22 protein-coding genes and 1 pseudogene are annotated in these 25,519 nt (G+C 64.9%); 13 read left to right on the top strand and 10 right to left on the bottom strand.

Features of this window, described 5'->3' with window-relative positions; translation table 11 throughout:
• The 4 genes and pseudogenes from GEV05_22460 to GEV05_22445 all read right to left on the bottom strand — a co-directional run.
• A partial coding sequence (locus GEV05_22460) for an N-6 DNA methylase (GenBank protein MPZ46094.1) occupies positions 1 to 1,267 on the bottom strand: 1,267 nt, incomplete at its 3' end.
• Positions 1,268 to 1,494: 227 nt separating this feature from the next.
• Positions 1,495 to 3,252 (bottom strand): hypothetical protein, encoded by a 1,758-nt coding sequence (locus tag GEV05_22455; protein ID MPZ46093.1) that lies wholly within the window; start codon positions 3,250 to 3,252, stop codon positions 1,495 to 1,497.
• A gap of 23 nt (positions 3,253 to 3,275) precedes the next feature.
• A pseudogene (locus tag GEV05_22450) lies at positions 3,276 to 3,737 on the bottom strand (RES domain-containing protein).
• Positions 3,738 to 3,763: 26 nt separating this feature from the next.
• Positions 3,764 to 4,222 carry a DUF2384 domain-containing protein gene (locus GEV05_22445; GenBank protein ID MPZ46092.1) on the bottom strand — a complete coding sequence of 153 codons (459 nt, stop codon included), beginning with the start codon at positions 4,220 to 4,222 and terminating at the stop codon, positions 3,764 to 3,766.
• Positions 4,223 to 4,559: 337 nt separating this feature from the next.
• Here GEV05_22445 and GEV05_22440 point away from each other — a divergent pair, with 337 nt between their 5' ends.
• Positions 4,560 to 5,525, top strand: a complete 966-nt coding sequence (locus tag GEV05_22440) for a tripartite tricarboxylate transporter substrate binding protein (protein MPZ46091.1) — start codon at positions 4,560 to 4,562, stop codon at positions 5,523 to 5,525.
• A 17-nt stretch (positions 5,526 to 5,542) separates the two neighbouring features.
• Here the strand turns inward: GEV05_22440 and GEV05_22435 are convergent, their stop codons facing one another.
• A complete protein-coding gene (locus tag GEV05_22435; protein ID MPZ46090.1) occupies positions 5,543 to 5,893 on the bottom strand; it encodes a hypothetical protein in 351 nt (116 codons plus the stop codon).
• 354 nt (positions 5,894 to 6,247) lie between these two features.
• Here GEV05_22435 and GEV05_22430 point away from each other — a divergent pair, with 354 nt between their 5' ends.
• The 5 genes from GEV05_22430 to GEV05_22410 all read left to right on the top strand — a co-directional run bounded on the left by GEV05_22430 (position 6,248) and on the right by GEV05_22410 (position 10,625).
• Entirely contained in the window at positions 6,248 to 7,663 is a 1,416-nt protein-coding gene (locus GEV05_22430; GenBank protein MPZ46089.1) for an amidase, read from the top strand.
• 326 nt (positions 7,664 to 7,989) lie between these two features.
• The gene (locus GEV05_22425) at positions 7,990 to 8,232 is read left to right on the top strand and encodes a type II toxin-antitoxin system prevent-host-death family antitoxin (protein ID MPZ46088.1); all 243 of its coding nucleotides are present in this window, start codon (positions 7,990 to 7,992) and stop codon (positions 8,230 to 8,232) included.
• Complete coding sequence (locus GEV05_22420) at positions 8,232 to 8,618, top strand: PIN domain-containing protein (GenBank protein MPZ46087.1); 387 nt, start codon at positions 8,232 to 8,234, stop codon at positions 8,616 to 8,618. Before GEV05_22425 ends, GEV05_22420 begins: the two co-directional genes overlap by 1 nt.
• A gap of 99 nt (positions 8,619 to 8,717) precedes the next feature.
• Positions 8,718 to 9,704, top strand: a complete 987-nt coding sequence (locus GEV05_22415) for an alpha/beta fold hydrolase (protein ID MPZ46086.1) — start codon at positions 8,718 to 8,720, stop codon at positions 9,702 to 9,704.
• 204 nt (positions 9,705 to 9,908) lie between these two features.
• Positions 9,909 to 10,625, top strand: coding sequence for an RraA family protein (locus GEV05_22410; protein MPZ46085.1), 717 nt, complete (start codon positions 9,909 to 9,911; stop codon positions 10,623 to 10,625).
• Between the two features lie 78 nt (positions 10,626 to 10,703).
• On the opposite strand, the gene GEV05_22405 is transcribed toward GEV05_22410, so the two are convergent.
• The gene (locus tag GEV05_22405; GenBank protein ID MPZ46084.1) at positions 10,704 to 11,858 is read right to left on the bottom strand and encodes a tripartite tricarboxylate transporter substrate binding protein; all 1,155 of its coding nucleotides are present in this window, start codon (positions 11,856 to 11,858) and stop codon (positions 10,704 to 10,706) included.
• Positions 11,859 to 11,911: 53 nt separating this feature from the next.
• On the opposite strand from GEV05_22405, the gene GEV05_22400 reads away from it, so the two are divergent.
• The 3 genes from GEV05_22400 (at position 11,912) to GEV05_22390 (ending at position 15,149) form a co-directional block, all read left to right on the top strand.
• Positions 11,912 to 12,616 carry an SDR family oxidoreductase gene (locus tag GEV05_22400; protein MPZ46083.1) on the top strand — a complete coding sequence of 235 codons (705 nt, stop codon included), beginning with the start codon at positions 11,912 to 11,914 and terminating at the stop codon, positions 12,614 to 12,616.
• A 524-nt stretch (positions 12,617 to 13,140) separates the two neighbouring features.
• Positions 13,141 to 14,460, top strand: a complete 1,320-nt coding sequence (locus GEV05_22395) for a DUF1028 domain-containing protein (GenBank protein MPZ46082.1) — start codon at positions 13,141 to 13,143, stop codon at positions 14,458 to 14,460.
• Positions 14,457 to 15,149, top strand: a complete 693-nt coding sequence (locus GEV05_22390; protein MPZ46081.1) for a DUF1028 domain-containing protein — start codon at positions 14,457 to 14,459, stop codon at positions 15,147 to 15,149. The genes GEV05_22395 and GEV05_22390 overlap by 4 nt, the downstream gene beginning before the upstream one ends.
• 39 nt (positions 15,150 to 15,188) lie before the next feature.
• Here GEV05_22390 and GEV05_22385 read toward each other — a convergent pair whose 3' ends face one another.
• The gene (locus GEV05_22385; protein ID MPZ46080.1) at positions 15,189 to 16,244 is read right to left on the bottom strand and encodes an NAD-dependent epimerase/dehydratase family protein; all 1,056 of its coding nucleotides are present in this window, start codon (positions 16,242 to 16,244) and stop codon (positions 15,189 to 15,191) included.
• Between the two features lie 34 nt (positions 16,245 to 16,278).
• Positions 16,279 to 17,676, bottom strand: coding sequence for a hypothetical protein (locus GEV05_22380; protein ID MPZ46079.1), 1,398 nt, complete (start codon positions 17,674 to 17,676; stop codon positions 16,279 to 16,281).
• Here GEV05_22380 and GEV05_22375 point away from each other — a divergent pair.
• Together GEV05_22375 and GEV05_22370 are read left to right on the top strand one after the other, a co-directional pair.
• Complete coding sequence (locus tag GEV05_22375) at positions 17,675 to 18,835, top strand: lactate dehydrogenase (protein MPZ46078.1); 1,161 nt, start codon at positions 17,675 to 17,677, stop codon at positions 18,833 to 18,835. The two genes, GEV05_22380 and GEV05_22375, sit on opposite strands and share 2 nt — an antisense overlap.
• 2 nt (positions 18,836 to 18,837) lie before the next feature.
• Positions 18,838 to 19,908, top strand: coding sequence for a tripartite tricarboxylate transporter substrate binding protein (locus GEV05_22370; GenBank protein MPZ46077.1), 1,071 nt, complete (start codon positions 18,838 to 18,840; stop codon positions 19,906 to 19,908).
• Between the two features lie 22 nt (positions 19,909 to 19,930).
• Here the strand turns inward: GEV05_22370 and GEV05_22365 are convergent, their stop codons facing one another.
• Complete coding sequence (locus tag GEV05_22365) at positions 19,931 to 20,443, bottom strand: winged helix-turn-helix transcriptional regulator (protein ID MPZ46076.1); 513 nt, start codon at positions 20,441 to 20,443, stop codon at positions 19,931 to 19,933.
• 129 nt (positions 20,444 to 20,572) lie between these two features.
• On the opposite strand from GEV05_22365, the gene aceE reads away from it, so the two are divergent.
• Positions 20,573 to 23,383: a pyruvate dehydrogenase (acetyl-transferring), homodimeric type gene (gene aceE, locus GEV05_22360; protein ID MPZ46075.1), complete on the top strand. Its 2,811-nt coding sequence runs from the start codon at positions 20,573 to 20,575 to the stop codon at positions 23,381 to 23,383.
• Positions 23,384 to 23,511: 128 nt separating this feature from the next.
• On the opposite strand, the gene GEV05_22355 is transcribed toward aceE, so the two are convergent.
• Positions 23,512 to 24,639 carry a ScyD/ScyE family protein gene (locus GEV05_22355; protein ID MPZ46074.1) on the bottom strand — a complete coding sequence of 376 codons (1,128 nt, stop codon included), beginning with the start codon at positions 24,637 to 24,639 and terminating at the stop codon, positions 23,512 to 23,514.
• Positions 24,640 to 25,291: 652 nt separating this feature from the next.
• Between GEV05_22355 and GEV05_22350 the strand changes: the two genes are divergently transcribed.
• A partial coding sequence (locus tag GEV05_22350) for a Fic family protein (GenBank protein ID MPZ46073.1) occupies positions 25,292 to 25,519 on the top strand: 228 nt, incomplete at its 3' end.

The following is a 25,519-nucleotide window of genomic DNA, read 5'->3' as shown; positions in this document are numbered from 1 at the left end:
TGCTCTTGCGCGCCGGCGCCTTGCGGTTGGTCACCACCCACACGTAGGTGGCGATGCCGGTGTTGTAGAAGAGCTGCTCGGGCAGGGCAACCAGCGCTTCCAGCAGGTCGTTCTCCAGGACGAAGCGCCGGATCTCGCTCTCGCCGCTCCCGGAGTCCTCAGTGAAAAGCGGCGAGCCGTTCATGATGATCGCGATGCGCGCGCCGCCCTCCTTCGACGCCTTGGCGTGTGCCAGCATGTGCAGCAGGAAAAGGAGCTGACCGTCGCTGATGCGCGGCAACCCGGCGCCGAAGCGCCCCGCCGCGCCGCGCTCGTGCTCGGCGCGCACGGCGTCTTCGTCGCGCTTCCAGTCCTTGCCGTAGGGCGGATTCGCGATCAGGTAGTCGAAGCTCTTGCCGGCGTGCTTGTCGTTGGAAAGCGTGCTGCCGTAGGCGATGTTGTCCGCGTCGCGCCCGGTCGGATCCTTCATGAAAAGGTCGGACTTCGAGACCGCCCAGGTTTCCGGGTTCACCTCCTGGCCGAAGAGGTGGATCTCCGCCGCCTCGTTGATCGCGCGACGCGCGAGGTGGCCGTTGCGGCGCAAGCCCAGCGTGATGTGCTCCTTGGCGATCATCAGCATGCCGCCCGAGCCGCAGCACGGATCATAGACGGTGCCCACCACGCCCTTGCGGCGGATACGGCTCTCGTCGCCGGACAACATCAGGTCCACCATCAGATGCACCACGTCGCGCGGCGTGAAGTGCTCGCCGGGATTTTCGTTCAGGGCCTCGTTGAACTTGCGGATCAGCTCCTCGAAGATCGTCCCCATGGTGGCGTTGTCGATCCGGTCCGGATGCAGGTCGACCGTTTTGAAGCGCTCCAGCACCTGGAAGAGGAGCCCCGACTCCTGCAGTCTGCTGATCGTGTTGTCGAAGTCGAACTTCTCCAGCACCTCGCGCATGTTGGGGCTGAAGCCGGCGATGTAGTTGCGCAGGTTGGCCGCCACGTGCGGCGCGTCGGCCAGGAGCTTGTCGAAGTCGTAACGCGAGGTGTTGTAGAAATAGAAGCCGGAGGCGCGCCTCAACTGTGCGTCGGGATCCTGCAGCCCCTTGCCCTTGAGCTCGGCCTGACGCTTGAGCACGCGCTCCTTGGTGTCCGCCAGCACGCAGTCCAGGCGCCGCAGGACAGTGAGCGGCAGGATGACGTCCTGGTACTTGCCGCGCCTGAAGGTGTCGCGGATGAGATCCGCCACACCCCAAAGAAAGCTCACGATCTCGCTGTGGTTCATGGTCGACTTCCCGCTCCCTGCCGAGCTTTTGTCTCGCCATTCTACGTTCCGACGATCCGCATCGTCAGAATCGAGCGTGAGCATCCGCTTCAACGTTCCGGCGTCCTGCTCCGTTTCGCAGCGGTGCCACCACTCGATCGCGGCCGGCGATGCCGCCGCGATGCGCGCGGAGGTGGGCGCGCCTGTGCGGCTTGCTCGATCGCGCGCCGAGGCGGCATGCGCCCCCCTCAGCCCCCCCGAGCCACCCGCCCCACCCCGTCCAGCAGCTTGATGAAATTCCGCTTCGGCTTGAACTGCGCGCGCAGCTCGGCGAGATACTCGGAAAGTTGCCGTGCCTGGTTCTCGGCTTGCATCAAGCGGGCAATCTTGCGAATCAGGCTGATTGCCTCCGCATAGGCGGCATTGTTCGTTTGCTCGACGATGGCCGGGATCACGCGGCGATAGAGACTGATCGCATCGCCGGAGCGGGACTTCTCGAGCTTCCCGGCCAGCGCGACGAGCAGCCCGCGGTTACAGGTGCCTTCGTGCACCGCCGTCCACGCCGCATCCAGATCCTGCTCCCACAGCGCGATCTCCACGCGCAGGGAACAATCGGGAGCGGACGACGCGGAGCTCCAACGGGTTACGGCCTTCGTCCTGCGAGCGGCCCGCTCGGCGACGAGCGACAACGCCCGCCGGCGCTGTGCATCCCAGACCTCGAGTCTTTCGGACACCGTCTTCAATTTCTCATAGTGCGCGAGCGCGGGGTTCTCCTCGAACTGTATCCAGGTGAGCTTCAGCGCCTCGTCGTTGCGGCCACGGTCGAGGTAGGCGGCCACGAGAAAGTCGCGCAGGCGGTTGTCGGTCCGGCCAGGAAATGCTTTCAGACCGCGTTCAGCCCACTCGAAAGCCTTGTCGTGCTGCCTGGCCCGGGCCCAGGTTTCAGCAATGGCGAGATAGCGATAACTCGACGAGAGATCGCGAGCCCTGATCGCCACGAGCTCCTCCACGTTACCGCTCGCCTCGGCGAGCTGCTCCATGATTCGGGTGATGCGGTAGCGCCCCGAATCGTAGCCGTCGCTTGCTCCCCGCGGTTTCACCTTTCGCCACTCGGCTTCCGCCAGTTCCCGATAGCGGCGCAAGCCCGCCTTCCCGAGCGGGCCCCGATACGTTGCGGCATCGAAGCTGCACACGCCGAGCGGCAAGGTCATGTCGAGTCGAAACAGACGCTCGGCCAGCGCGGCGGGCTCCGGCCTCGCCATCGCGCAGGCCTTGAGGTGCAGCTCGCCCAGTCGTTCGACGATAGCGCCGACCTCGCCGTCCGAATCGTCGACTTGCTGCAGTGAGTGCTCCAAGCGCTCGATGGCGTACTCGGCCAGCTCGACCAGCGCGGGAGCGGTGTCCGGCTGCAGCAGCTCGGCCAGGGAATTCGCCACTTCATCGACGTTGCCGGCAAAGGTCCCGGATTCGCGCCAGTCGATGAAATCGTCGATGCGCGCCGCATCGTCGATGGCCTTCCGGTATGCCTCGACCAGGTCGCCGCCGGTCGAGCGTTCGGTCTTGAGCAGCAAGGAACGGTAGAGCCGGTCGTCGCGTTGGGCCGTATCCAGCAGGAGCTCGATCAAAACCTCCGGCGCTTGCGTGGACAGATATTTCCGGATGTCGCGCCAAGGATCTCGTCGTGCTTTTTTGCCCGACCTGACGCCAGGTTTGCCTGCGTCGGGTCGCTCGGCGAGCCATGCCAGCCCGACCGCCACGCAGTGCTTGCAAAAATCACCGTCGGCCGCGTATGGGCAGGTGCAGTCGTACTCGAGCTCACCGTCGCCGTCGTGCCACAGCTCGACCGGGTAGATCGTGCTGCCTTCGACCTTCGCGGTGATCCTGTCGCCGGTCGCCCGCAGACGCTCCACCACGCCGGCCGAGAAATACGCCTCACCACGCCGGAACACGGCGGCGCCGGCGAGCGCTTCCAGGTTTGCACGAGTGACGAGCTGGCCAAGCGTCATCGCGCGTCGATTGCCGATTCGTGTCATGCCTTGACGAGCCGCAGGTCGGTTTCGAATTTCCGCGGCTTGCCGACCTTGATCCGGCGGAAGTCGGGATGCAGCGGGTTGAGCAGATAGTTGGTTTCGTCGGGGATGATCGCGCTCGGAACCGCGAACACGGCGGCGGCGCGTTTCCTGGCCCATTCCGATCCGATGGCCTGCAGCGCCTCGCGCGCGGCAATCGTGCGCCAGTTTGCCGGAAGATCTTCGACCTTGACCCGCTCGATCTTCACCCGGTCGGGAATGCGCCCCTCGATCATGACATAGCGCGCCCGCAGAGGCTCGTCCTGGACCAGCATCTCGAGCATGGCAAGCGATTGGGTTGCCGCCGTGTATACCAGGGGGACGCCTTTGCGATTCCAACGTCCCCCGTAGAGACGGGCGCCGTCGCCGGAAAACGCTGACTTCGCGAACCGGGCAGTGGTGAGCCGTCAAACGATCAGCATCGCAAAACCGGCCTTCGGGCAAGAATCTAGCCGAACACCCCGTGCTCGATCCGGCCGAGCGTGTCCAGCACGCTTTCGGCGCCGATGTCGGTATCCAGCAGGCTTATCGGGGTTGCCCCGCCCAGCGCGGAGTTGGCCGACCGGAGCCAGCTCAATGCAGCGTCCGGATCCTCGAACACCTCGTTGGCTCGTCCGAGGACGCGCGCCAGCCGCAGCAGCTTGGAGGACTCCTCGCTGCTCAGGACGCCTTGGAGCTTGCGGCGCGCGAGCGTGCGTTCGGGTATTCCGAGCGCCCGCGCAAGCTCCGACTGCGACAGCCGCATCGCCTTCGCGAGCGACTCGATCGCCGCGGACGGAATTCCCCTCCGGACCACTTCGATCCAGTCCAGCGTCGAATGTGGCTTTGCGCGCAGGACGCCCGCTCCGCCCAGCAACGCCTCCACCGAACGAAGAGACTGCGCACCCGACGCGGCACCGCCCGCCATAGCTGGTCCTTGAATGCCAATTGGCAGATAACGCGATCAATTATGGCGTCTCTGAACGGTGCAGGCAATGCTCACGTAACGGCGCAACGGTCATGGCGGCCAATCCCCCGGCCCGCTCGAGGCCGACCGAACTGGGATTCGTACGCCGACGATCGGGCTCGGCCTGATGGATCACCTGGGCATCAGGCAGTTACGTTAAAGCCCAGGTCAGTAAGTCATCTCATCGGGACCTGCCGAATGCGGCACCCCGGTAAAAGGCGCTCACCAGGGCGAAGCATGTTCCAAAGATGGCATCATTCGGATTCGCTCACATTCTTTCTGCTACGGAGGAGACCAAGTGATCCGATTCACCGCGCTCGCGTTACTTTCCATGCTGGGCTTTTCGGCTGCCCATGCGCAGACCACGTACCCCACCAAGCCCATCCGCTGGGTGATCCCCTATGCGCCCGGTGGCGGGACGGACGTCATCGCCCGCCCGCTCGCGCTGAGGCTGGGCGAGGTGCTGGGATATCCCATCGTGTACGAAAACCGTCCGGGCGGCGGCGGTTTGATCGCGGGCGAGCTGGTCTCCAACGCGGCACCCGACGGCTACACGCTGCTGGTGGGCGCGGGCAACACGCATATCTTCGCGACCCTTCTGTACGACAAGGTGCCGTACGACCCGGTCAAGGACTATGACCCCATCATCAACTTCGTCAGAGTGCCCAACCTGCTCGTCGCGCGCTCGGGGTTCGCGCCCAAGACCGTCAAGGACATCGTTGCATACGGCAAGGCCAATCCCGGCAAGATCAACTGGGCCTCGTCGGGCAACGGCGCCGGCGGCCACCTGGCGCTGGTGCTGTTCGCGCAAAATGTCGGCATCAAGGTCGTGCACGTGCCGTACAAGGGCGCAGGTCCCGCGACGATCGGCGTGCTCGGTGGCGAATCCGACCTGCTGTTCGCCAACACGGGAGTTTTCATCTCCCACATCAAGGCGGGCCGCCTACGCGCGATAGCCGTGGCCGACAAGCAGCGTTTGGCCATATTGCCGGATCTGCCGACATTTCCCGAGGTCGGCTTCCCTGACGTCATCTCCGGCTCGTTCTACGGCCTGCTGGCGCCGGCCGGCACGCCGCGTCCGATCATCGACAAGCTGCATGCCGAGCTGGCGAAGATCATCCACTCGCCCGAATCGGTCAAGCGGCTGGCGGAGGTCGGCGCCTTCCCCGTGGCCGCCAAGCCCGAAGAGTTCGCCGCGTTCCTCAAGAAGGAAGTCGCGACCTGGGGGAAGATCGTGCGGGAGAACGGGATCAAGGCGAACTGATTCGCCCGCGCAACGGCTTATTTCCTGAAGCGCGCGACCACCGGCCCGGTGCGCCGCGCGCGGGACTTCACCTTCGGCCGGATCACCGGCGCCCAGCGGCCCAGGTCGGACAGCGCCTTCCACTCGGCCGTCTCGTGCAGGTTCTCGCTCGCGAGCATGTACAGCGCGGAGTAGACGAGGAATCCCTTTTCGTTCGGCGCCGCATCGCGAAAGCGTATGACCTCGCGCACGCCGTCGAGCTTGAGGATGTTCGGGATGTGATCGTGGTCGTAGATGTCGTTGAATTCGCCCTCGTCCTGCGGCGCGATCTCGAACGTGATGATCATGCAGAAAGGCGCATCGCCGGCGCCGGTTGATCCAGTAGCCATGACGGTCTTGATCCTCTTCGAATGAAGAAAGGGCGAAAGGGGTTCAATCCAGGCGTATGCCCAGGCGCTTGATCAGCGCGGCGTACTTCTTCAGATCGGCTCGTATCAGCGCATCGGATTGCGCCAGCGTTGGCAAATCCTCGAAGCGGCTCGTGCAGACGAAGCGTACTCGGGCGGAGCGGATCGCGACGGTCCTGCTGCGGAGGGCAATAGGGTCATCGGCCGTCTCCCGCACGGATGAGGCAGAATAGCACGCGGCTAGCCATGCTGGCCTTCGGATCTGGCACGCCCCGCCGGTGCAGGATCGGCAAGCGAAGGGGGATGGGCATGACGCAGGGTGAGGACAAGACGAGCATGACGGCGGAGACGGACGAGGCGCTCGCCTATACGCCGATGCACGCGCTGGCCGAGCGCCTGCGCGCGGGCACGTCGAGCGCAGCCGCGCTGCTCGACTGCTACCTGCAGCGAATCCATCGCTACGATGCGAAGCTGCACGCGTTCGTCTCGGTGTACGAGGACGAAGCGCGCATGGCTGCGGAGTCGGCCGATCGGGCGTTGCAGGCCGGCCGCAACCTCGGGCCGTTGCATGGCATTCCGATCGCACTCAAGGACCTGGTCGAGATCGAGGGGCTGACGACGACCGGCGGCTCGCTGTATTGGCGCGAACGCGTATCGACCGTGACCGCGACCATCGTGCGGCGTCTGATCGCGGCCGGCATGATCGTCCTGGGCAAGACGCACATGGTCGAGTTCGCCTTCGGCAGCTGGGGGACCAACACGACCATGGGCACGCCGTGGAACCCGTGGGACCTGCGCGTCCCCCGCACGCCGGGCGGATCGAGCAGCGGGTCGGGCGTGGCCGTGGCCGCTGCCCTGGCGCCGGCGGCGATCGGCAGCGACACCGGCGGGTCGGTGCGCATTCCGGCGAGCCTGTGCGGCATCGTCGGGTTGAAAACGACGGTCGGGCGCGTCAGCAATCACGGCACGCTGCGGCTGAGCGAAGCGCTCGACACGATCGGGCCGATGACGCGCGATGTCGAGGATGCGGCGCTGCTCTTCTCGGCCCTGCACGGCCCGGACATGAACGATCCGCAGACGCTGCATCACCCGCCGGCGGACGTGCTGACGGGTCTGAAGACGCCCGTGACCGGCTTGCGTCTCGCGGTGTTGCCGCAAGCAGATCTGGGCGAGATCGACGACGAAGTCGCTCGCGCCTTCGAGCTTGCGCTCGAGGTCTTCCGTGGGCTCGGCGTGCGCATCGATACGCTGCGGCTGCCGGTCGCGTTTGCGGCGCTGGCCGATCTCACCGGAAAGTTCATTGCCGCGGAAGGCCATGCGCTGCACCGCGGCTGGATCCATCGCGACGACCTGCCGTTCGATCCGGATGTGCGCGAACGGCTGCGCACCGGCAAGGCATTGTCGGCCGCGGACTACATCGATGTCATGGCGCGGCGGCAACGGCTGCGCCATGACGTCGACCGCATGCTGAGCGACTTCGACGCACTGCTGCTGCCGACCACGCCGCTTCCGCCCCTGCCGCTCACCGAGGTCGACCAGAACCAGGCGCCGATGAGCCGCCTCACGCGTCCGATCAATCTGCTGGACCTGTGCGCGTTGGCGCTGCCCTGCGGCTTCACCCGCGCGGGCCTGCCGATCTCGCTGCAGATCGTGGGTCGGGCCGGCGAGGAAGCGCGCATCCTGCGCATCGGCTGGGCGTTCGAGCACGCAACCGAGTGGCACTTGCGCCGGCCGTCGCTCGCCGCAGGCTGATCGACACGACATCCGAGACGATCGTCGAATCCGGTCGAATCAGGCTACGCGGAACTTATCGAGCGTTCCCTATTTCATGTCACGCTCGTCCCTCACCCCCAACCCCTCTCCCGGGGGGAGAGGGGAGCGTCGCGTCCGTATTGGACTGTCGTCCAATGCGGAACGATCAATAATCTCGACGTTGGGGCGCAACCCGACGTCCCGGCGCATAGCGTCGACCAACCAGCATGAGGCAGCCGGCTCTCCCGGCTCCCTCTCGCCAAAATTGCGTCCGTATTCCAGTTGAGCTAGACTTAGCTAACCCTAGGATAGGCGTGGAGCCCCCGGTGACCAAGATCAACATGCATGAAGCAAAGACCAAGCTGTCGCAATTGGTCGAAAAGGCAGAAGCCGGAGAGGAGATAATCATTGCTCGCTCCGGAAAACCAGTCGCCAGACTTTCCGCGGTGCACCCGGCCAAGGCGACACGGAAGCTGGGACTTCTGGACCGCAAGGGCTTCAAGATCCCCGACGATTTCAACAAACCCCTGCCCGCAGCGGTCGTGCGTGCGTTTGAAGGCAACAAGTAGTGCGATTGTTGCTGGACACGCATCTTCTGCTTTGGACCATGGCGAGCAGCAGGCGATTGGTGCCGACGGCGCGCAACCTGATCGAAGACCCGGACAACGACGTCTATTTCAGCGCAGCGAGCTTGTGGGAGATTTCGATCAAGAGCGGCCTGCGGCGAAAGGATTTCACTGTCGATCCGGAACTCCTCCAGCAAGCCTTGGCAGATTCCGGCTTTATCGAGTTGCCGGTAACGGGAGCACACGCGGTCGGCGTAGCGAATCTGCCGGCAATTCATCGCGATCCATTCGATCGGATCCTGATCGCCCAGTGCCTGCACGAACCGCTGATCCTGGTCACGAACGATACGGTGCTCGCAGGCTACGGCGCCGTTGTGCGTTTGGTGTGATCGCATGTGGCAGCGTAGACCTGGGCCGCCGACGGCGTGACTGGCGAACAGGATACGGTGACCGCCTTCACGAGCTCGGGATGCGTCGCCGCGAACACCATGACACTGATGCCGCCGCTCTCGCCTGCGACTAGCAACGAGCAACTTCGCAGTGAGTACGTCGATTCAGGGTATCTTTCGGGGATATCAATGGAGCCGATGGGAGCCAGGCCGATGTCGACCCAACCGACCGCCGCGCAAACCGCACTCGAACCCGCAGCGTATGCCGAGCACTTCGTGCCAATCGGCACGCTCGAGCTGCATGTTCAGGATTACGGCACTTCCGGAAAGGCGCCCGTCCTGTGTGTGCATGGGGGAGCCGCAAACGCACACTGGTACGATTTCGTCGCTCGCGGTTTCGAGCCGGACTACCACGTGCGCGCGGTCGATCTGCGCGGCCACGGCGACAGCGAGTGGGACACATCCGCCCCGCCCGACTACAGCTACAAGCGCCATGCGGCGGATATCCACGAGCTCACCGAAAAGCTCGATCTGCGCGATTTCGTCCTGATCGGACATTCGATGGGCGGGATGGTGTCCAGCGTATATGCCGCGACCTACCCTGGCCGCGCCAGGGCCTTCATCGTGGTGGATTCGAACCTCGTGATGACACCCGAGCGGATCGCCGGATTCAACGCCGTCGGAAGTCGCGCAGGCCGGGAATACGCCAGCCAGGAGGAGTTCATCGCCAACTACCGCGTGCGTCCCAGCGGCAGCACGGCCGCTCCCCGGATGCTGCGCCATATCGCGCAACACAGTGGACGCCGCTTCGACGATGGCCGCTGGCGCCACAAGGTCGATCGCAACGTGTATGCAAGCCGTGAGCTCTTCGACAGCCTCGCCCTGTGGAACCACATCAGGATTCCGTCGCTTCTGATGAAGGCCGCGAACAGCACGCGCATGACGCCCGAGGCGATCGCCGAAGTCCGGTCCCGTGCGCCGCAGGTGCAGCTCGCCCTGATTCCCGACAGCGATCACCACATCACGCTGGACAACCCGGCGGGCTTCGTTCAGGTCGCAAGGAAGTTTCTGGACTCGATCGCCTAGCGTGGCGAATCGTAAATTCGTCGTAATTCGTCATTCCCGCGCACGCGGGAATCCAGAACGAGACTCCGCCTGGACCCCCGCGTTCGCGGGGGTGACGAACTTCTGACTCAGGACACCAGCGCTCCATGCCTGAGCGTTGACTGCCCTTCCCGGGCCCGGGATACTTGCCCAGGCACGTATGTTTCCCCAGACAAAGGCGCCGCGATGACCGATCTCGAGCTGCTGGAAGAGTTGAAGAAGATCGATACGCCGACCATCACCAACGTGGTCGCCACCTATCCAGGCCGCCCGCTTTGCCTGGAGATCTACCATCCCTGGAACGAGAACTGGTATACGAACAACACGCTGTCATGCTGGTATCCGGAGATGGGTCCGATCGCCGGCTACGCAGTGACGTGCACTTACGGTCTGCCTGATCCGAGCTTCAAGAACCTCACGCTGGTGAACGTGCTGGAAGCGATGGACAAGCTCGGCAAGCCTTCCATTTTCTGTTTCCAGCAGAAGTTTCCTGCCGAGATCGCCGACAAAGTCGGTCTTTCCGGCGGCAACATGACCTCTTCGATGCGTGCCTGCGGGGCGATCGGCGCGATCTCCAACGGACCTTCGCGCGACATCCACGAAATCCGGCCGATGAGCTTCCAGTACCTGACTCGCGGCATCTGCGCAGGCCACGGGCCGCAGGCCGTCCATGCGGTGCAGGTGCCGGTCAGCATCGCCGGCATGGACGTGGCGCCCGGCGAGATCGTCCACATGGACGAGAACGGCGCGGTGAAGTTTCCGGCCGATCGCCTGGAAGAAGTAGTCCGCAACGCCAAGGCGCTGCTTGCCGAAGAGGACGAGCGCGTCGGGCAGCTGCTCGAGGCACGCGGGCTCGACGCGGTCAAGGCCATCATGGCCGGGCATCAGTACCTGAAGAAGTAAGCGGCGCGCGGCCGGCTCACACCATTGCGCCAGAGGTGCCGGGCCGCCGGCGCCGATGAGAACGAACGGCCCTCGGTTTCACTGGATCTTGACGCCGGCATCCTTTACCACCTTGGTCCAGCGTGCAAGCTCGCTGCGGGTCCACTCGCGCAGTTCCTGCGGCGTGCTGCCGACCGGCTCCATGCCGAGCGCCTCGACGTGCTTGACGAACTCGGCGTCCGCCAGCGCTCGCTTCATCTCGGCATTGAGCTTATCGACGATCGCCTCCGGCGTGCCGGCGGGCGCAACGATTCCATACCAGCCGTTGTTGGTGAAACCCGGGATGAACTCGCTGATCGTGGGGACATCGGGAAAGCTGCTCACCCGGGTGGCATGGCCTGTCACGATGGCGTGGGCCTTGCCTGCCCTGACCTGCGCCTGAGTGCCCGTCACGCTGCCCACGAAAACCTGGATGCGGCTCGCCAGCAGATCGATCATGGCCGGACCGGCGCCCTTGTAAGGCACGTGTGTGAACTTGGCGCCTGTCGCCACGTTCAGAAACGCCACCGTGAGGTGGCCGAGCGAGCCGAATCCGGGCGTGCCGAAGTTGGCCTTGCCCGGGGTCTTCGCGAGCTCGATGAGCTCGGGGAAGCTTTTTGCCGGCACGGACGGGTGCACGACGATCAGTTGCGGCACATAGGCAGCGAGGCCCACGTGTGCGAAATCCTTCACCGAGTCGTAGTCGAGCTTGGCGCCGGAAGCAGGATTGGTGGTCATTCCGGAGGAAGCACCCAGCAGCAGCGTGTAGCCGTCCGGCGCGGCCTTGGCGCCGAGCGTATGTGCGATCGCGGTGCCGGCGCCGGGGCGGTTGTCGCAGACCACCGGCACACCGAATTTGTCCGAGAGCCACGCCCCGTACGTTCGGGCAAGCGGATCGGCGGAACCGCCGGGCGGAAACGGCACGATCAGCCGAATCGGCTTGGTCGGGTAGGCGATCTCGGCTGCGTGAGTTGCTGCGGCTGCAGCGAGCAGCGCGACAGCTGCGAAAACGATGCTCGACATCGAACGCGCCAACATGGTTATCTCTTCTCCACGGGGTGGTATGGAAATCAGAACCTTTTTTGGGTCGAACCGCAAGCCATCCGCCGCCTGACCGATCGATCGCTGCGGCACTTTGATGCGAAAGCAGTACAGATGCAGGGCGCAATCTGCGAATGCGCCGTGAAATCCGTGTGCGCAGCGCCGCGCCGGCATGGCAGAATGCGCCGAAGATACGCGGTGTCGAACCGCATGCGGGGGAAAGGACCATGAGTCTGGAGAATCGAACTGTCGTCGTCACGGGTGCGGCCGGCAATCTGGGCAAGGCCGTGGCCAACGCGTTCGCCGGCCTGGGCGCAAACCTGGTGCTGGTGGATCTCGAACGCAAGCACCTCGAGCGCGCGTTCGAAGCCGAGAACGATCACCGTTCATTCGCGCCCGCGAATCTGCTCGAGATGTCCGCTGCGACTGGCGTCGCTCGAGCTGCAATCGCACGCTTCGGGCGCATCGATGTGCTGTGCAATATCGCCGGCGGTTTCCGCATGGGCGAGAGTGTGCACGAGACATCCGACGAGAACTGGAACTTCCTGTTCGACATCAACACGCGCACGCTGCTGCACGCGGTGCGTGCGGTCGTCCCGCACATGCTGGCAGCGGGCGGCGGCAAGATCGTCAACGTGGGCGCTTTCGCCGCGCAGAAGGGCGTGGCGCAGATGGGTGCCTACACCGCGTCGAAGGCCACGGTGATCCGCATGACGGAAGCCATGGCGGCGGAGCTGCGCGAGAAGAACATCAACGTCAATTGCGTGCTGCCGACCATCATCGACACGCCCGAGAACCGCACCGCGATGCCCAAGGCCGATCCGGCGAAGTGGGTCGCGCCCTCGGACCTCGCCAACGTGATCGTGTTTCTGGCCTCGGATGCGGCCCGCGCCGTGCACGGTGCGGCCGTGCCCGTGACCGCTCTGAGCTGATTGCCCGTCCAGCGGCTCGACCCTGCAGCCGGCCGAAAACGCAAAGGAAGGCACCGTGGCGAGGATCCGCATCTCCCTCATCGGTGAGCTTTACGATTGCGTCAAACCGCTCTTCGACGCCACCCTACGGCCCGAAGGCGTGGAGCTTGCCGTTACGCGCCTGCCTTCGCCGGAGGCGATGCGCAGGCAGTTGACGGCCTGGGAGTTCGACATCTGCGAAATGGCGTTCGGCGCCTACCTGATCGCGAGAGCCCAGGGGGCCGACGTGAGCGCAATTCCCGTATTTCCGCGGCGGGCGTTCTTCCACACCCATTTCATGTGTCATCCGGGCGCCGGGATCGACGGCCCGCGCGACCTCGCCCGCAAGCGGATCGGTGTTGCCGAATACGTTCAATCCGCCACCGTCTGGGCACGCGGAATCCTCGAGCACGATTTCGGCATGGATTCCCGCAAGGCGCAGTGGTACGTCGAGCGCGCCGGTTCGCACAGCACCGGCGAAGTGCTCGGGTTCGAACCTCCGCACGATGTTTCCGTGCGCCAGACCCCTGGAGGCAAGAGCCTGGTCGCGATGCTGGCTGCGGGAGCGCTCGACATGGCCCTGGTCGGCGAAAACGCGCAAGCCCAAGCCGGTCATGTGCTGCGCCCCCTGTTCGCGGACGCGATCGCCGAAGGCCGGCGCTTCCACGACGCGCACGGCTATGTTCCAGCGAACCACACCTACATGGTTCGCGGCAGCCTCGCTCGCGAGCATCCGGCGCTGCTCGCGAATATCTATCGGGCGTTTGGTGAGTCCAAGATGCTCGCTCGACAATCGCTGCCGCATGAACGCCCGCAAGGTCTGCTGTTCGGCAACGAACGGCTCGCCCGGTCGTGCGAATCGTTCGCCGGCGATCCCTTTGCCTATGGCATCGGCGCGAATCAACCGATGCTGGAAGCGATCGTTGCGCTATGTCAGGAGCAAGGGCTCATCGGCGAGCAGCCATCGATCCGGGAGCTTTTCGTTCCCGGGACAGAATGACCGGATGCAAGGGACCAGGGTCACGTCCTGCCGCTTGCCTGAACCGAACCATCGAATCCCTGACCCCATCGCCCTGACTCAATCGCCGAGCATCGATACGGAGGAACCCATGACTTATACACTGATCGCGCGATGTCCTCGCAGCGGTCGCCTGGGCATCGCGACCGCGAGCCATACCATGGCGATCGGTGCGTACTGCGACGGCGCCGTGCGTCCCAATGTCGGTGCCACCATGACCCAGGGCGCACCGCTCCAGCGCAACAATCGCCTTGCGATCAACTCGCTCGCCCTTGGCGCCACACCGGTGCTAGCGCTCGCCGCGCTCAGGCAAAACGACGAGCACTTCGAATACCGGCAAATCGCCATTCTCGACCGCGAAGGCACGGCGGTGGCGCACACGGGCTCGCAGGTGCGAGGGATCAAAGCGCAGCGGGTCGGCAGCGGCTTCGCAGCAATCGGCTGCATGCTCGCAGCCGAGAACGTTCTGGACGCGATGATCGCCGGCTTCGAGTCGCGGAAGGAAGCGGAATTCGACGAGCGTTTGCTCCGCGCGCTGGAAGCAGGTCGAGACGCGGGGGGACTGAGAGGAGCCAAGGGCGCGTTGCCGGAGCGCGCCGCCGCCGTTATCGTGTGGCACAAGCAGGATTACTCCGAGCTCGACCTCCGGGTCGATCTGAAGGACGGCGCGATCGCCGCGCTGCGCGCCATGTACGCCGACTACAAGCCGACCGCCGAATATTACGAAGAGCGCGCACGGCATCCGCGCAACGCGCTTCCGGCCATGGAGTTCGCGGACATGCTGAAGAAGAAGCAGGAGGCGTCATGACCTATTCGATCATCGCGCGCTGCCCGCGCACCGGACGCTTCGGCGTCTGCACCACCACCTTCTCGCTCGCGTGCGGCCGGCGCAACGAGAGCCTGCGTCCCAACGTCGGCGTGAGCAAGTCGCAGGCGTTCTATCTGCGCCGTGTCGATCCTTTCGTGCTCAACATGCTCGCCCAGGGTCATACCCCCGCTTGCATCGCGAAGCTGCTCGAAGCGGACGATCCGGATTTCGACTACCGCCAGTTCGCGATCATCGACCGCGAAAGCAACGTGTACGCGCATACCGGACCGAAGATCGGCCAGTGGGCGGGGCACAAGACCGGGCCGTATTACGCGGCGTACGGCAACGGCCTCGCGGGAGCGGAGACGGTCGATGGCATCGTCGCGGGTTTCATGTCCGATCCGGATGTGCCGCTGGAAGAGCGCCTGATGCGAGGCATCGAAGGCGGGCGCGACGCGGGCGGCCAGCGTTTCAAAGGCATGCGCCGCCCCGAGCGCTCGGGGTGGCTGCGCGTCGTCGGTCAGCTCGACTGGCCGCAGATCGATCTTCGCGTCGACATGCACGACAACACCGTCGCCGAGCTGCGGCGGATTTTCGAGGTTTTCAAGCGCTACGACACCTACTACCAGGAATGCTCGCGCGACCCGCGCAACGCGAAACCGGAGGAGGAAGTCACCTGCGAGCTCTGAACGCGTTCTGTGTCGCGCGCATGCGCCCAGGGCGCCGCTTCACGCAGGAATGATCCGGCCGGCACGCATCTCGTCCCACAGCCGCGGAAACATCTCCTCGGTATCGACGCACTCGTGAAACCCGTAGCGCCTCGCCTTGGCGGTACTCGAGATGACATCGTACTCGGGCGTGAAGACGAAATCCCCGTAAGCCCAGTTGACGATCTGCTGGTAGCTGTGCGGTCGCAGACCATGCTTCGCGACGATCCTGTCCCACACCGGCCCCTTGTCCGCCATGAACTTCACCAGGCTCAGTTGACGGCGCGGCCCCGTCTCCATGCCGAAGTATTGCGCGATCTTCGGCCAGGTATGCGCCCAGCGGATCAGGTCTCCGTTGGTGATGTTGAACGCCTCGTTGGCGCAGTTCGGCGCGGTCGCCATCCATACCACCGCGCGCGCCAGCAGTCCGGAATCGGTGCATTGATAGAGCGCGGTATAGTTCCCCGGCGTGCCCGGATGGCACAGCGGCAAGCCGAGCTCCTTGCAGATCGCCGCGTAGATGGCGATCACCAGGGTGAGATTGCTGTGATTACCCAATGCGAAACCGCTGATCCCGTGCGGCCTGGCGGAGGAGTACGTCCAGCGCTTTCCTCTCTGCCGCTCGACCAGGTAATCCCACTGGTCGTAGTAGAAATTGGGCGGCATGTGGCGAGGGTCGTCCTCCACGGCCGGCGTCTTGAACGGCCCGAGATGCATGCCGTACCACTTCGTGCCGTGCATGACATGGACGTGCTCCAGGCCAACGGCAATCGGCTCGATCGTTTCGACCAGGTTGCGCAGCAGCGCGAGATTGTCGATCGCTGCCTGCACGAGCTCCCGGTTCGCAGCCAGGGCCGCGAAGAAGATATGCGTTACATCGTTCAGCCCGCCCAGCTTCTCCCTGCAATCGGCCGGATTCATCAGATCGACGCTGATGTGGCGATACGTGCCCTCGACGTCCGGCGTGCGGCGCGACAGCGCGACGATCTCCCACCCGCCGATCGCGAGAAGGTGCCTGAGCAGGTTTCGCCCCACCAGTCCGGTTGCACCCGCGATCAGTGCTTTCCTGTTTGCCATGCGCCTTCCTCGCTGGATTCCGATCGACGCGGCGTCAGGCAGTCTTGGCGAGCGTCAGCTTCACCAGTGCGTCGGCACGCGCGCTCTGCTCCAAGCCGCGGCAGGTATCGATCATCGATTCGTATTGCCCTGCAGGGATCGGCAAGCTGGGTATCACTTCGCGCAGCCGGCTGACGAGCCCGTCGTAGTCCCAGATGAACTCGCGCCCGGTGGATTGCCTGGTGTAGCTCTTGCCGTCCTTGGTGAACACGGTGATGCGCGGGCCGAACAGCGTCATCTGGTGCGATGGAATGATCTTCACGCGCTGCATCAGCTCGAGCACTTCGGGCGGATCGTCCTTGGCGTCGAGCTTGCGACCGCGCGTTGCGGGATAGCCGCGCTCGACCACGCCGTAAGCGGTGAAATACGCGGTTCCGCCTTGGCGCGCTGCACCGTCTTCGCGCCGGCTGGGAAAGGCGGGACTCGGATATTGCGTCTCCAGCCAGTTCACCACCGCTTCGACCCGATCCACGTCCTGGTAGCGGATACCGTTCTCCTCGCACAGCCTGGCCGTTACGTCGATGTGGGCGATGTTGTAACCGGCGATGTAGTAGATGCGATACAGCGTCTCGAGGAACATCCATTCCTTGCCGAGATTGTCCGTGACCTTGTCGAGACTTGCGCGCGTGTCGCCGGTGAAACTGTAGGTCAGCCTACCGTCGTTGTTGCCGGTATAGGCCTGATAGAAACCGGCATCGCCTTCGAGCACCGACTCGCCGCCCACGTGCCCGGGCTGTGCGAGCGCGACGGCGAGCATGGCGTTACGTGTGGCCGCCCCTTCTCGCAGTGGCGTGCCGCCACATCGTGCCGCTTCGAGATTGCTCGCAGCGAGGCTCGCGCACAATGCGATCGTGCTGTTGATCTGGTCTTCGCCATAACCCATCACCTTGGCGGCGGCCACCGCGGCGCCGAAGATGCCGAAGACCGGGCCTGGGTGGAAGCCGCGCGACATCACGGTCGGAATGAATTCCGCCGCCATGCGCTCCATCACTTCGTAGCCTGCCGCCACGCCGGCGAGATACGCCTTGCCCGAGGCCCCCGACGACTCCGCCGCCACCAGCGCCGCGGGAATGATCGCCGTATTGGGATGCGTGAGCATGCGAAACGTGTCGTACTTGCCGCCGGCAAGCGCCAGTTCCGAGTTCGCGAATGCGGCGCCGCCCCTGGTCACCAGGGTGCCGTCGGTCATGATGCTCGCACCCTTGCGTACGCCCGCCTCTTCGTCGGCGATCATCCGCACGGCCTGTCTGCCGGCGTTGGTTTGCGAACCGATCAGCACCGACGTGAGCGCGTGCAAGGTGACGCCTTTGGCACGATCGACGACCGCGGGCGGAAGGTCTTCGTAACGCAAGCCCGCGGCAAATTGCGCCAGCCGGCGGCTCAGGGATGCCATGATCGATCCTCCATTCGTGCAGCTGCCGGCGCGCTTGCGCCAGCCGTTCCAGCGTTATAGCCTACCGAGCGCGCATTCTGCGACCTTCCACGATAACCGTCCTGCCCCGGATCCGGCACGGCGGGCAGGCAGCGCCCGCGAGAGCTCACACACGAACGAGACCACAAGGAACCGCTCGATGGCCATCAAGATTCTGTTCGCCCCGAATCACCCGCAACCCATCCTCGCCGTTGCGCTGGCGCTGAAACCGCCGGAGTTCGACCTCATGATCCATGACCACGGCACGCCCGAGTACTACCGTGCCGCGGAGGAGGCCGACTATTACCTCGGCATGACGCGCAACATCGACGCGAAATTCTTCGCGCTAGCGAAGAAGATGCGTCTGGTGCAGCTGCTGAGCGCCGGTTACGACCGGGCCGATGTCGCAGCAGCCCGGAAAGCCGGCATACCGATCGCCAACAACGGCGGCGCCAATGCGATCGCCGTAGCCGAGCATACCCTGATGCTGATGCTGGCGACGCTGAAGAAGCTCACCGGCCTGCATGCCGACGTGAGCGCGGGCCAGTGGCGCTCGGGCGCATCCGGCAAGGCGCCGGTGCACGAGCTGCGCGGCAAGCGGCTCGGCATCGTCGGCCTGGGCAACATCGGCAAGAAGGTGGCACGGCGCGCGGCCGCGTTCGACGTCGATATCCAGTACTACGATATCGCGCGCCTGTCCGAGGACGAGGAGGATGCTTTGGGCGTGCGATTCGTGCTCTTCACCGAGCTGCTGCGCACCTCCGACATCGTGACCCTGCACGTGCCGCTCGACGACACCACGCGCAACCTGATCGGCGTCGCCGAGTTGGCGCTGATGAAACCGACGGCCGTGCTGATCAATACCTGCCGCGGTCCGGTCGTGAACGAGAGCGCCGTGCACGATGCGCTGAAGGCGAATCGAATTGCCATGGCCGGACTCGACGTCATGACCGAGGAGCCGCCCAAGCCGGAGAATCCGCTGTTCGTGCTGTCGAACGTCATCCTGACACCGCACGCGGCCGGACCGACGGTGGAGAACTGGACCGATCGCTTTCGCAACGGCTTCGACAACATCCAGCGGGTACACGGGGGACGTAAGCCGAAGTGGGTGATCCCGGAGCTGCAGGACATCGTGAAGTAGACATGGCCGACAATCCCGGACGCATCGAGACCATGCGGCGCATGAAGCACTTGCGGAAAGCCGGCCAGCAGTGCCTCGGCAATCCCGGCCGCCAGCGGAAACGACTTCGACGTAAGCTTCCGCTCGGCGCGGCCGCGCTGCTCACCCTGGCGTGCAACGTTCACGCCGCGGACAGCTGGCCCTCACGCCCGGTCCGACTGATCGCACCGTTTCCCGCTGGCAGTTCGGTGGATGCCGCCGCGCGCGCCATCACGCCGACGGTCAGCGAAGCCCTCGGCCAATCCATCGTCATCGACAATCGCGCCGGCGCCAGCGGCGCCAGCGGCGTCGAGATCGGCGCGCGTGCTGCGCCCGACGGTTACACCCTCACCGCTGGCACCACCAGCACGCATGCCCTGTCGAAGGCGCTGAATCCGCATCTGGGCTACGACCCCGAGAAGGATTTCGTGCCGATCACCCTGATCGGCCACCTGCCCTACATTCTCGCCGTGAATCCGTCGGTCGCCGCGTCCAGTCTGCAGGAGCTGATCGCCCTGGCGAAATCCAAGCCTGCACAGATCCGCTACACAACGGTCGGCAATGCCAGCATGGCGCGGCTCGGCGGAGAGCTGCTGTCGAACCTGACCGGCATTCAGATCACGCCGATCGCGTACAAGAGCTCGGCGCAATCCGTGGTCGACACCGTCGCCGGACGCATCGAGCTGCAATTCGGCACCATGGCTCCCGTGCTGCCGCACGTACGCTCGGGCAGACTGCGCGCGCTGGCTGTCACCGGCGGCAAACGCTCGCCGGCATTGCCCGATGTGCCCACGGTGCAGGAAGCAGGCATCGGGAATTTCGAAGTGACGCTGTGGCTCGCGGTATTCGCGCCTGATCAGACGCCGAAGCCGATCGTCGAACGCCTCAACCGCGAGCTCACGACGGCGATCGCCGCGCCGCAAGTGCGCGATGCGCTGATGACTCAAGGCTTGCAGCCGCAAACCACGACATCCGCGGAATTGACGCGCTACCTCTCGGCGCAGATCGCGAAATGGACCGAGGTTGCGCGCAAGGCCAACCTCAAACCGCAATAGCGTCCCCGCATTCGGTCCCGCGTCACTTCCTGCGCGTCCGGACGGCCTGCATGCGCTTGGTGCCGCCCGGCAACGGCAGCGCGGTCTTGTACTTCACCTGCTTGAGCGCAAAGCTCGACTTGATGTTCCCGACGCCGGGTATGCGGGAAAGGAAGTCGACGATGAAGCGCTCCAGCGCCTGCACGTCGGAAACGACCACGCGCAAGAGATAGTCCGAATCCCCGGTCATCAGGTAGCACTCCATGACCTCCGGCCGCGCCGCGATCTCGCGTTCGAACACTTCGAGCGCGGATTCGACCTGGCGCTCCAGGCGCACCTGGATGAAGACCGATACGGTGAGTCCGAGCGCGAGCGTATCCAGCAGCGTGACGTGGCGCTTGATGTAGCCGCTTTCCTCCAGCCGGCGGACACGGGCGAGACACGGAGACGGCGAGAGGTGAACAGCGCGCGCCAGCTCGACATTGCTGATGCGCGCGTTTTCCTGCAACCGTCGCAGGATGTTCCAGTCGACGGCATCAAGCGTGTCTTGCGGCATGATCGTCCGAAACTCCGTTCGTTACCAGCATTATATGCGGCACGCAGGCCACTCCTCGCTCGCTTTCGAAACCAAGTACCGGGCTTGCGGCCCTATCATGGCCGGATTCCGAGCAGCGAGAGAGTTGCCATGACCGACCTGTCCGAGATTGCCTCCGCATTCTGGCGCGTGATTCCCGCCGACCCCGATCCGGGGGAGACGCGCGAATGGCTCGATGCGTTCGAATCGATGCTCGCCGCGGAAGGGACCGAGCGCGCGACATTCATACTCCGGGCGCTGCTGGACCAGGCGCGCGCGAAAGGCGTGAAGCTGCCGCCGGTTTTCAATACGCCTTACTGCAACACCATCCCGCTCTCCGAGCAGCCGCAGTACCCCGGCCACAGCGAGATCGAACAGCGCCTGATCGGGCTGGTGCGCTGGAATGCGCTGGCGATGGTCGTGCGGGCGAACTCGGCGCACGCGGAGCTGGGCGGCCACATCGCGAGCTACGCTTCCGCAGCCGACCTGTTCGAGGTCGGCTTCAATCATTTCTTCCGGGCCGGCCAGACGGGCGATCTGGTTTACTTCCAGCCGCACTCGGCGCCGGGCGTCTACGCGCGGGCCTACCTCGAGGGGCGGCTGAGCGAAGAGCAACTCGCGAACTACCGGCGCGAGACCGGCGGCAAGGGTCTCACCTCCTACTGCCATCCGTATCTCATGCCCGGGTTCTGGCAGTTCCCCACCGGCTCGATGGGGCTCGGGCCGATCACCGCGGTCCATCAGGCGCGCTTCATGCGCTATCTCGCCAATCGCGGTTTGCTCGATACGTCCGGGCGCAAGGTCTGGGCGTTCGTGGGCGACGGCGAAATGGACGAGCCCGAGGCGCTCGCCGGACTTTCGCTCGCGGCGCGCGAAGGGCTCGACAACCTGATCTTCGTCGTCAACTGCAATCTGCAACGCCTCGACGGGCCGGTACGCGGCAACGGCTCGATCGTGCAGGAGCTGGAGGGACTTTTCGCCGGCGCGGGCTGGAACGTCGTCAAGGTCCTGTGGGGCTCGGACTGGGATGCGCTCTTTGCCCGCGACCGCGAGCAGGTGATCCTCAAGCGGCTGCACGAGACGGTGGACGGCGAGTTCCAGAAATACGCCGCGACCGACGGCCGCTTCAACCGCGAGAACTTCTTCAACAAGTATCCGGAGCTGCAGGCGATCGTCGCACACATGTCGGACGACGACATCGATCGCCTGCGCCGCGGCGGCCACGATCCGGTCAAGATCTACGCGGCCTATTCGGCGGCGGTTTCGCATCGCGGCCAGCCGACGGTCATCCTTGCGCAAACCAAGAAGGGCTACGGCATGGGTCACTGGGGGCAAGGCCGCATGACCACCCATTCACAGAAGAAGCTCGACGCCGAAGCGCTGAAGGAATTTCGCGACCGCTTCGCCTTGGCGCTCGGCGACGAGCAGGTCACCGCCGCGGCGTTCCACCGCCCGCCGCCCGAATCGCAGGAGATGCGCTACCTGCATGCGCGCCGCCAGGCGCTCGGAGGCTATCTGCCCGAGCGCATCGGACGCGGACCCGAGCTCGCCGTTCCCGATCTCGCCGCGATAGCCGCGATGCTCGAGCGCTCGACGGGGCGCGAGCAATCGACTACGACGGTGTTCGTCAACATCCTGTCGCAACTCCTGCGCGATGCGACCCTCGGCAAACGCATCGTTCCGATCGTGGCCGACGAGGCGCGCACCTTCGGCATGCAATCGCTGTTCCGCCAGGTCGGCATCTACGCATCACTGGGTCAGCTCTACGAGCCCGAAGACCACGACGAGCTGCTCTACTACCGCGAGGCGCGCGACGGGCAGATCCTCGAGGAAGGCATCACCGAGGCGGGCGCCATGGCCTCCTGGATTGCGGCGGCCACGAGCTACAGCACGCACGGCACGCCCATGCTGCCGTTCTACACCTTCTATTCGATGTTCGGATTCCAGCGCATCGGCGACCTGGCCTGGCAGGCCGGCGACTCGCGCGCCCGGGGCTTTCTCATCGGCGCGACGGCCGGCCGCACCACGCTCGCCGGCGAAGGCTTGCAGCATCAGGATGGGTCGAGCCAGCTGATCGCATCCACCATTCCGAATTGCGTCGCCTACGACCCGTGCTTCGGCTACGAGCTCGCCGTCATCGTCCAGGATGGCATGCGGCGCATGCTCGCGGCGCAGGAGGATGTCTTCTACTACGTGACCGTGAGCAACGAGAACTACGCGCAGCCGCGCTTGCCCGAAAGCGCGGAGGAAGGCATCCGGCGGGGCATGTATCTGCTGCGGCGCTCGGAGCTCGCGGGCGATACCGAGCGGGATGATATCAAGCGGGATGGTGCCAAGCGGGACGATACCAAGCGGGACGATACCAAGCGGGCCGATACCAAGCGGAGCGATGCCAAGCGGGGCGATGCCAAGCACAGCGATGCCAAGCGCCCGGCCGTACAGCTCCTCGGCAGCGGGCCGATCCTGCGCGAATCGCTTGCGGCGGCCGAGCTGCTCGAACGCGACTGGGGCGTTGCCGCGCACGTCTGGAGTGTCACGAGCTTCACCGAACTGCGCCGTGATGGCGCAGCCGCGGCGCGTGCCCGCCGCCTCGATCCGGCTTCGACACGCGAAAGCTACGTCGCGCGCTGTCTTGCGCCCACGCGCGGGCCGGTCATCGCCGCATCGGACTACGTGTCGGCGGTCGCGGATCTCATTCGCCCCTGGGTGCCGCGCCGCTATGTCGCGCTCGGCACCGACGGCTATGGCCGCAGCGACACGCGGGTGGCGCTGCGCCGCTTCTTCGAAGTCGACCGCCACAGCATCGTCGTGGCCGCGCTGTCCGCGCTGGCCGATGAGGGCAGCATCGAGCGCGATCGGGTCGCGGCGGCCATCGCAACCTACGAGATCGATGCCGCGCGGCCGGACCCGTGGACCATATAGCCCATTCCCCTCCTCTCATGAGGAGGGGTGTCGGCGCAGCCGACGGGGTGGTGTGGGTTTGGATGCGCGATCAACCACCCCGTCCGCGCTGTCCGCGTCCCGCCCCTCCTCGCCAAGGAGGGGAGTATTCAAGCGCACCCTCCTCTACACGAGGAGGGTTGCGCGCTGCGCCTGCGCGCCATCCCCGCGACCGCGAGCAACCCAGCGAGCATGAGTGCGTAAGTTTCCGGTTCGGGAATCGCGGCAATTCGCAGGACCTCGCCGGTTCCCGCCTGCGAGCCGAAGTTGGATACATAGAAAGCGCCGTCCGGACCGATGGCCAGGCCGGTTGCATGCTCGAGCCCGTCGCTGTAGATCGTCGTGCGCGACCCATCGGGTGCGATTCGCGTCAACGCGCCCGCATCGCCCGGAACCTGCAAGCCGTTCGCGTCGAACTCGAGCACGCAAAGGCTGCCGTCACTGCCGAATTCCAGCGAGGTGATTTGAGTGAAGCCGCTTGCGAACGTCGATACGTCCCCGTCCGGCTGGACTTGGTAGATCTGCGCGGCCCCGGGCGTAAAGGGAAAGCCGGTCAACTGGCCGACGTAATAGTTGCCGTCCGGCCCGACTGCCAGTCCGGTCGGAACGGCATCCCAGGGAAATCCGCCGCCGATATCGCGCCCGGGAAACGTCGCGATGGTCGAGATCGCTCCGTTCGGTGCGATGCTCAAAAGCGAATTTCCGCCCGCGTCGGTGACCACCAGTGCGCCATTGTGGGCAACGGTGTTCCACGGGTTGCTGTCGAGCGGTCCGCCTGCCGGATTGTGGAGCGCTTCGTGGCCGGACACGTCATGCGAAACGCCGAGCGATGCGACGCGTCCGAGCCCGATTCCGTTGGGCGCGAGATCGGTCGAGCGCACCGTCGGATTGACGCCCGCGCCAATGGTGGCGAAGAGCGTGCCGTTCGCGCCGAAGGTCACGTCGCTCGGCCCGATGGTCTCGAGTGTATCGCTGGCATAGATCGAAGGCAGTCCCGTCAATACGCGCGTCTGCGCGCGATTGAAATAGCGCGTGATGGAACCGCTCTGCGTGAAGATGTTCGGAACGCCGCGAACGAGCGTGGACGGTCCTGCACCGGACGGGATTCCGGCCTCGGCGATATAGAGCGAACCGGCGGGCAGGCGCCTGGATTCGTCCATCAACACGAAGAAAGGACCAGCCATGCTCGAGCGGCATTCGTCTTTGCAAGGACACGCGGCCGACTCCCGGCGCGTCATCGGATCACTCGCACGATCGTCGCTGACAGTGGCAGGCGTGCTTGCCTGCGCCGCGGTGTCTGCTGCCGACTACACCGGCTCCGTGATCGCCAACGGGGCTTCTCGCCCGGAAGCAAAGCGCTCCTTGGCGACAGGCAGAGCAGCTCACAGCAAACATCAATCCTGTCGCGTCGTTTCCTATTTCCGCCGTTTTACGCAATCGTTGCGTGCCCCCTCTTCTCGAGTCCCGACGCGGGCGCCAACTTTCGCCGAATCTACGATTTCCTGCGCGCAGCTGCGCCAGAACACGACGGTAGAAATTCGTTGTCGTAGAGGGGTGGTATTCGATGGCCCTCGGCGTTCGCATCAGTGCATGTTCTTCGGGCGACAATGCGTTGACCGCAAACCAGCGCTTCTACGCAGTCATTCGTCCTGTGTGCCCAGGTGCGGTCAAGCGCGGCTGGAAAGGGTGGAAGGCGTCATAGCCATTTAAAGGGTTCTTGGCACGGGCAGTCATGGACTTCCGTGCACCCAATCCCATACCCGCAGATACCCGATAGCCAAATCGCGAGCCCCGAATCCTCGTATGGCGGCGGCTTCCAGAAACGAGGTGGAAAATCGGGTCTAATCGGGTATTATTGGGTATGGAACCGGATATGAGGGCCCCCCGGGCATGAGGGAGCCCAAGCTCGCACTCGGCCCCGACCTCGTGAAGCTCATCGCCGAAATCGATGAGTTCAAAGGGAGGTGGGAGGCCCTTAAGACGCTCTCACCAGACCGCCTCAGCGCACTCCGCAAGGTGGCCACCATCGAGAGCGTCGGCTCCTCTACGCGCATCGAGGGCGCGACGCTATCGGATGCCGAGGTCGAGGACCTACTCTCACGGGCGATCTCCATTAAG

Source organism: Betaproteobacteria bacterium (assembly GCA_009377585.1).
Lineage (GTDB): Bacteria > Pseudomonadota > Gammaproteobacteria > Burkholderiales > WYBJ01 > WYBJ01.
Note: the sequence above shows the minus strand (reverse complement) of the source record. Positions and strands in the feature narration are given on the sequence as shown.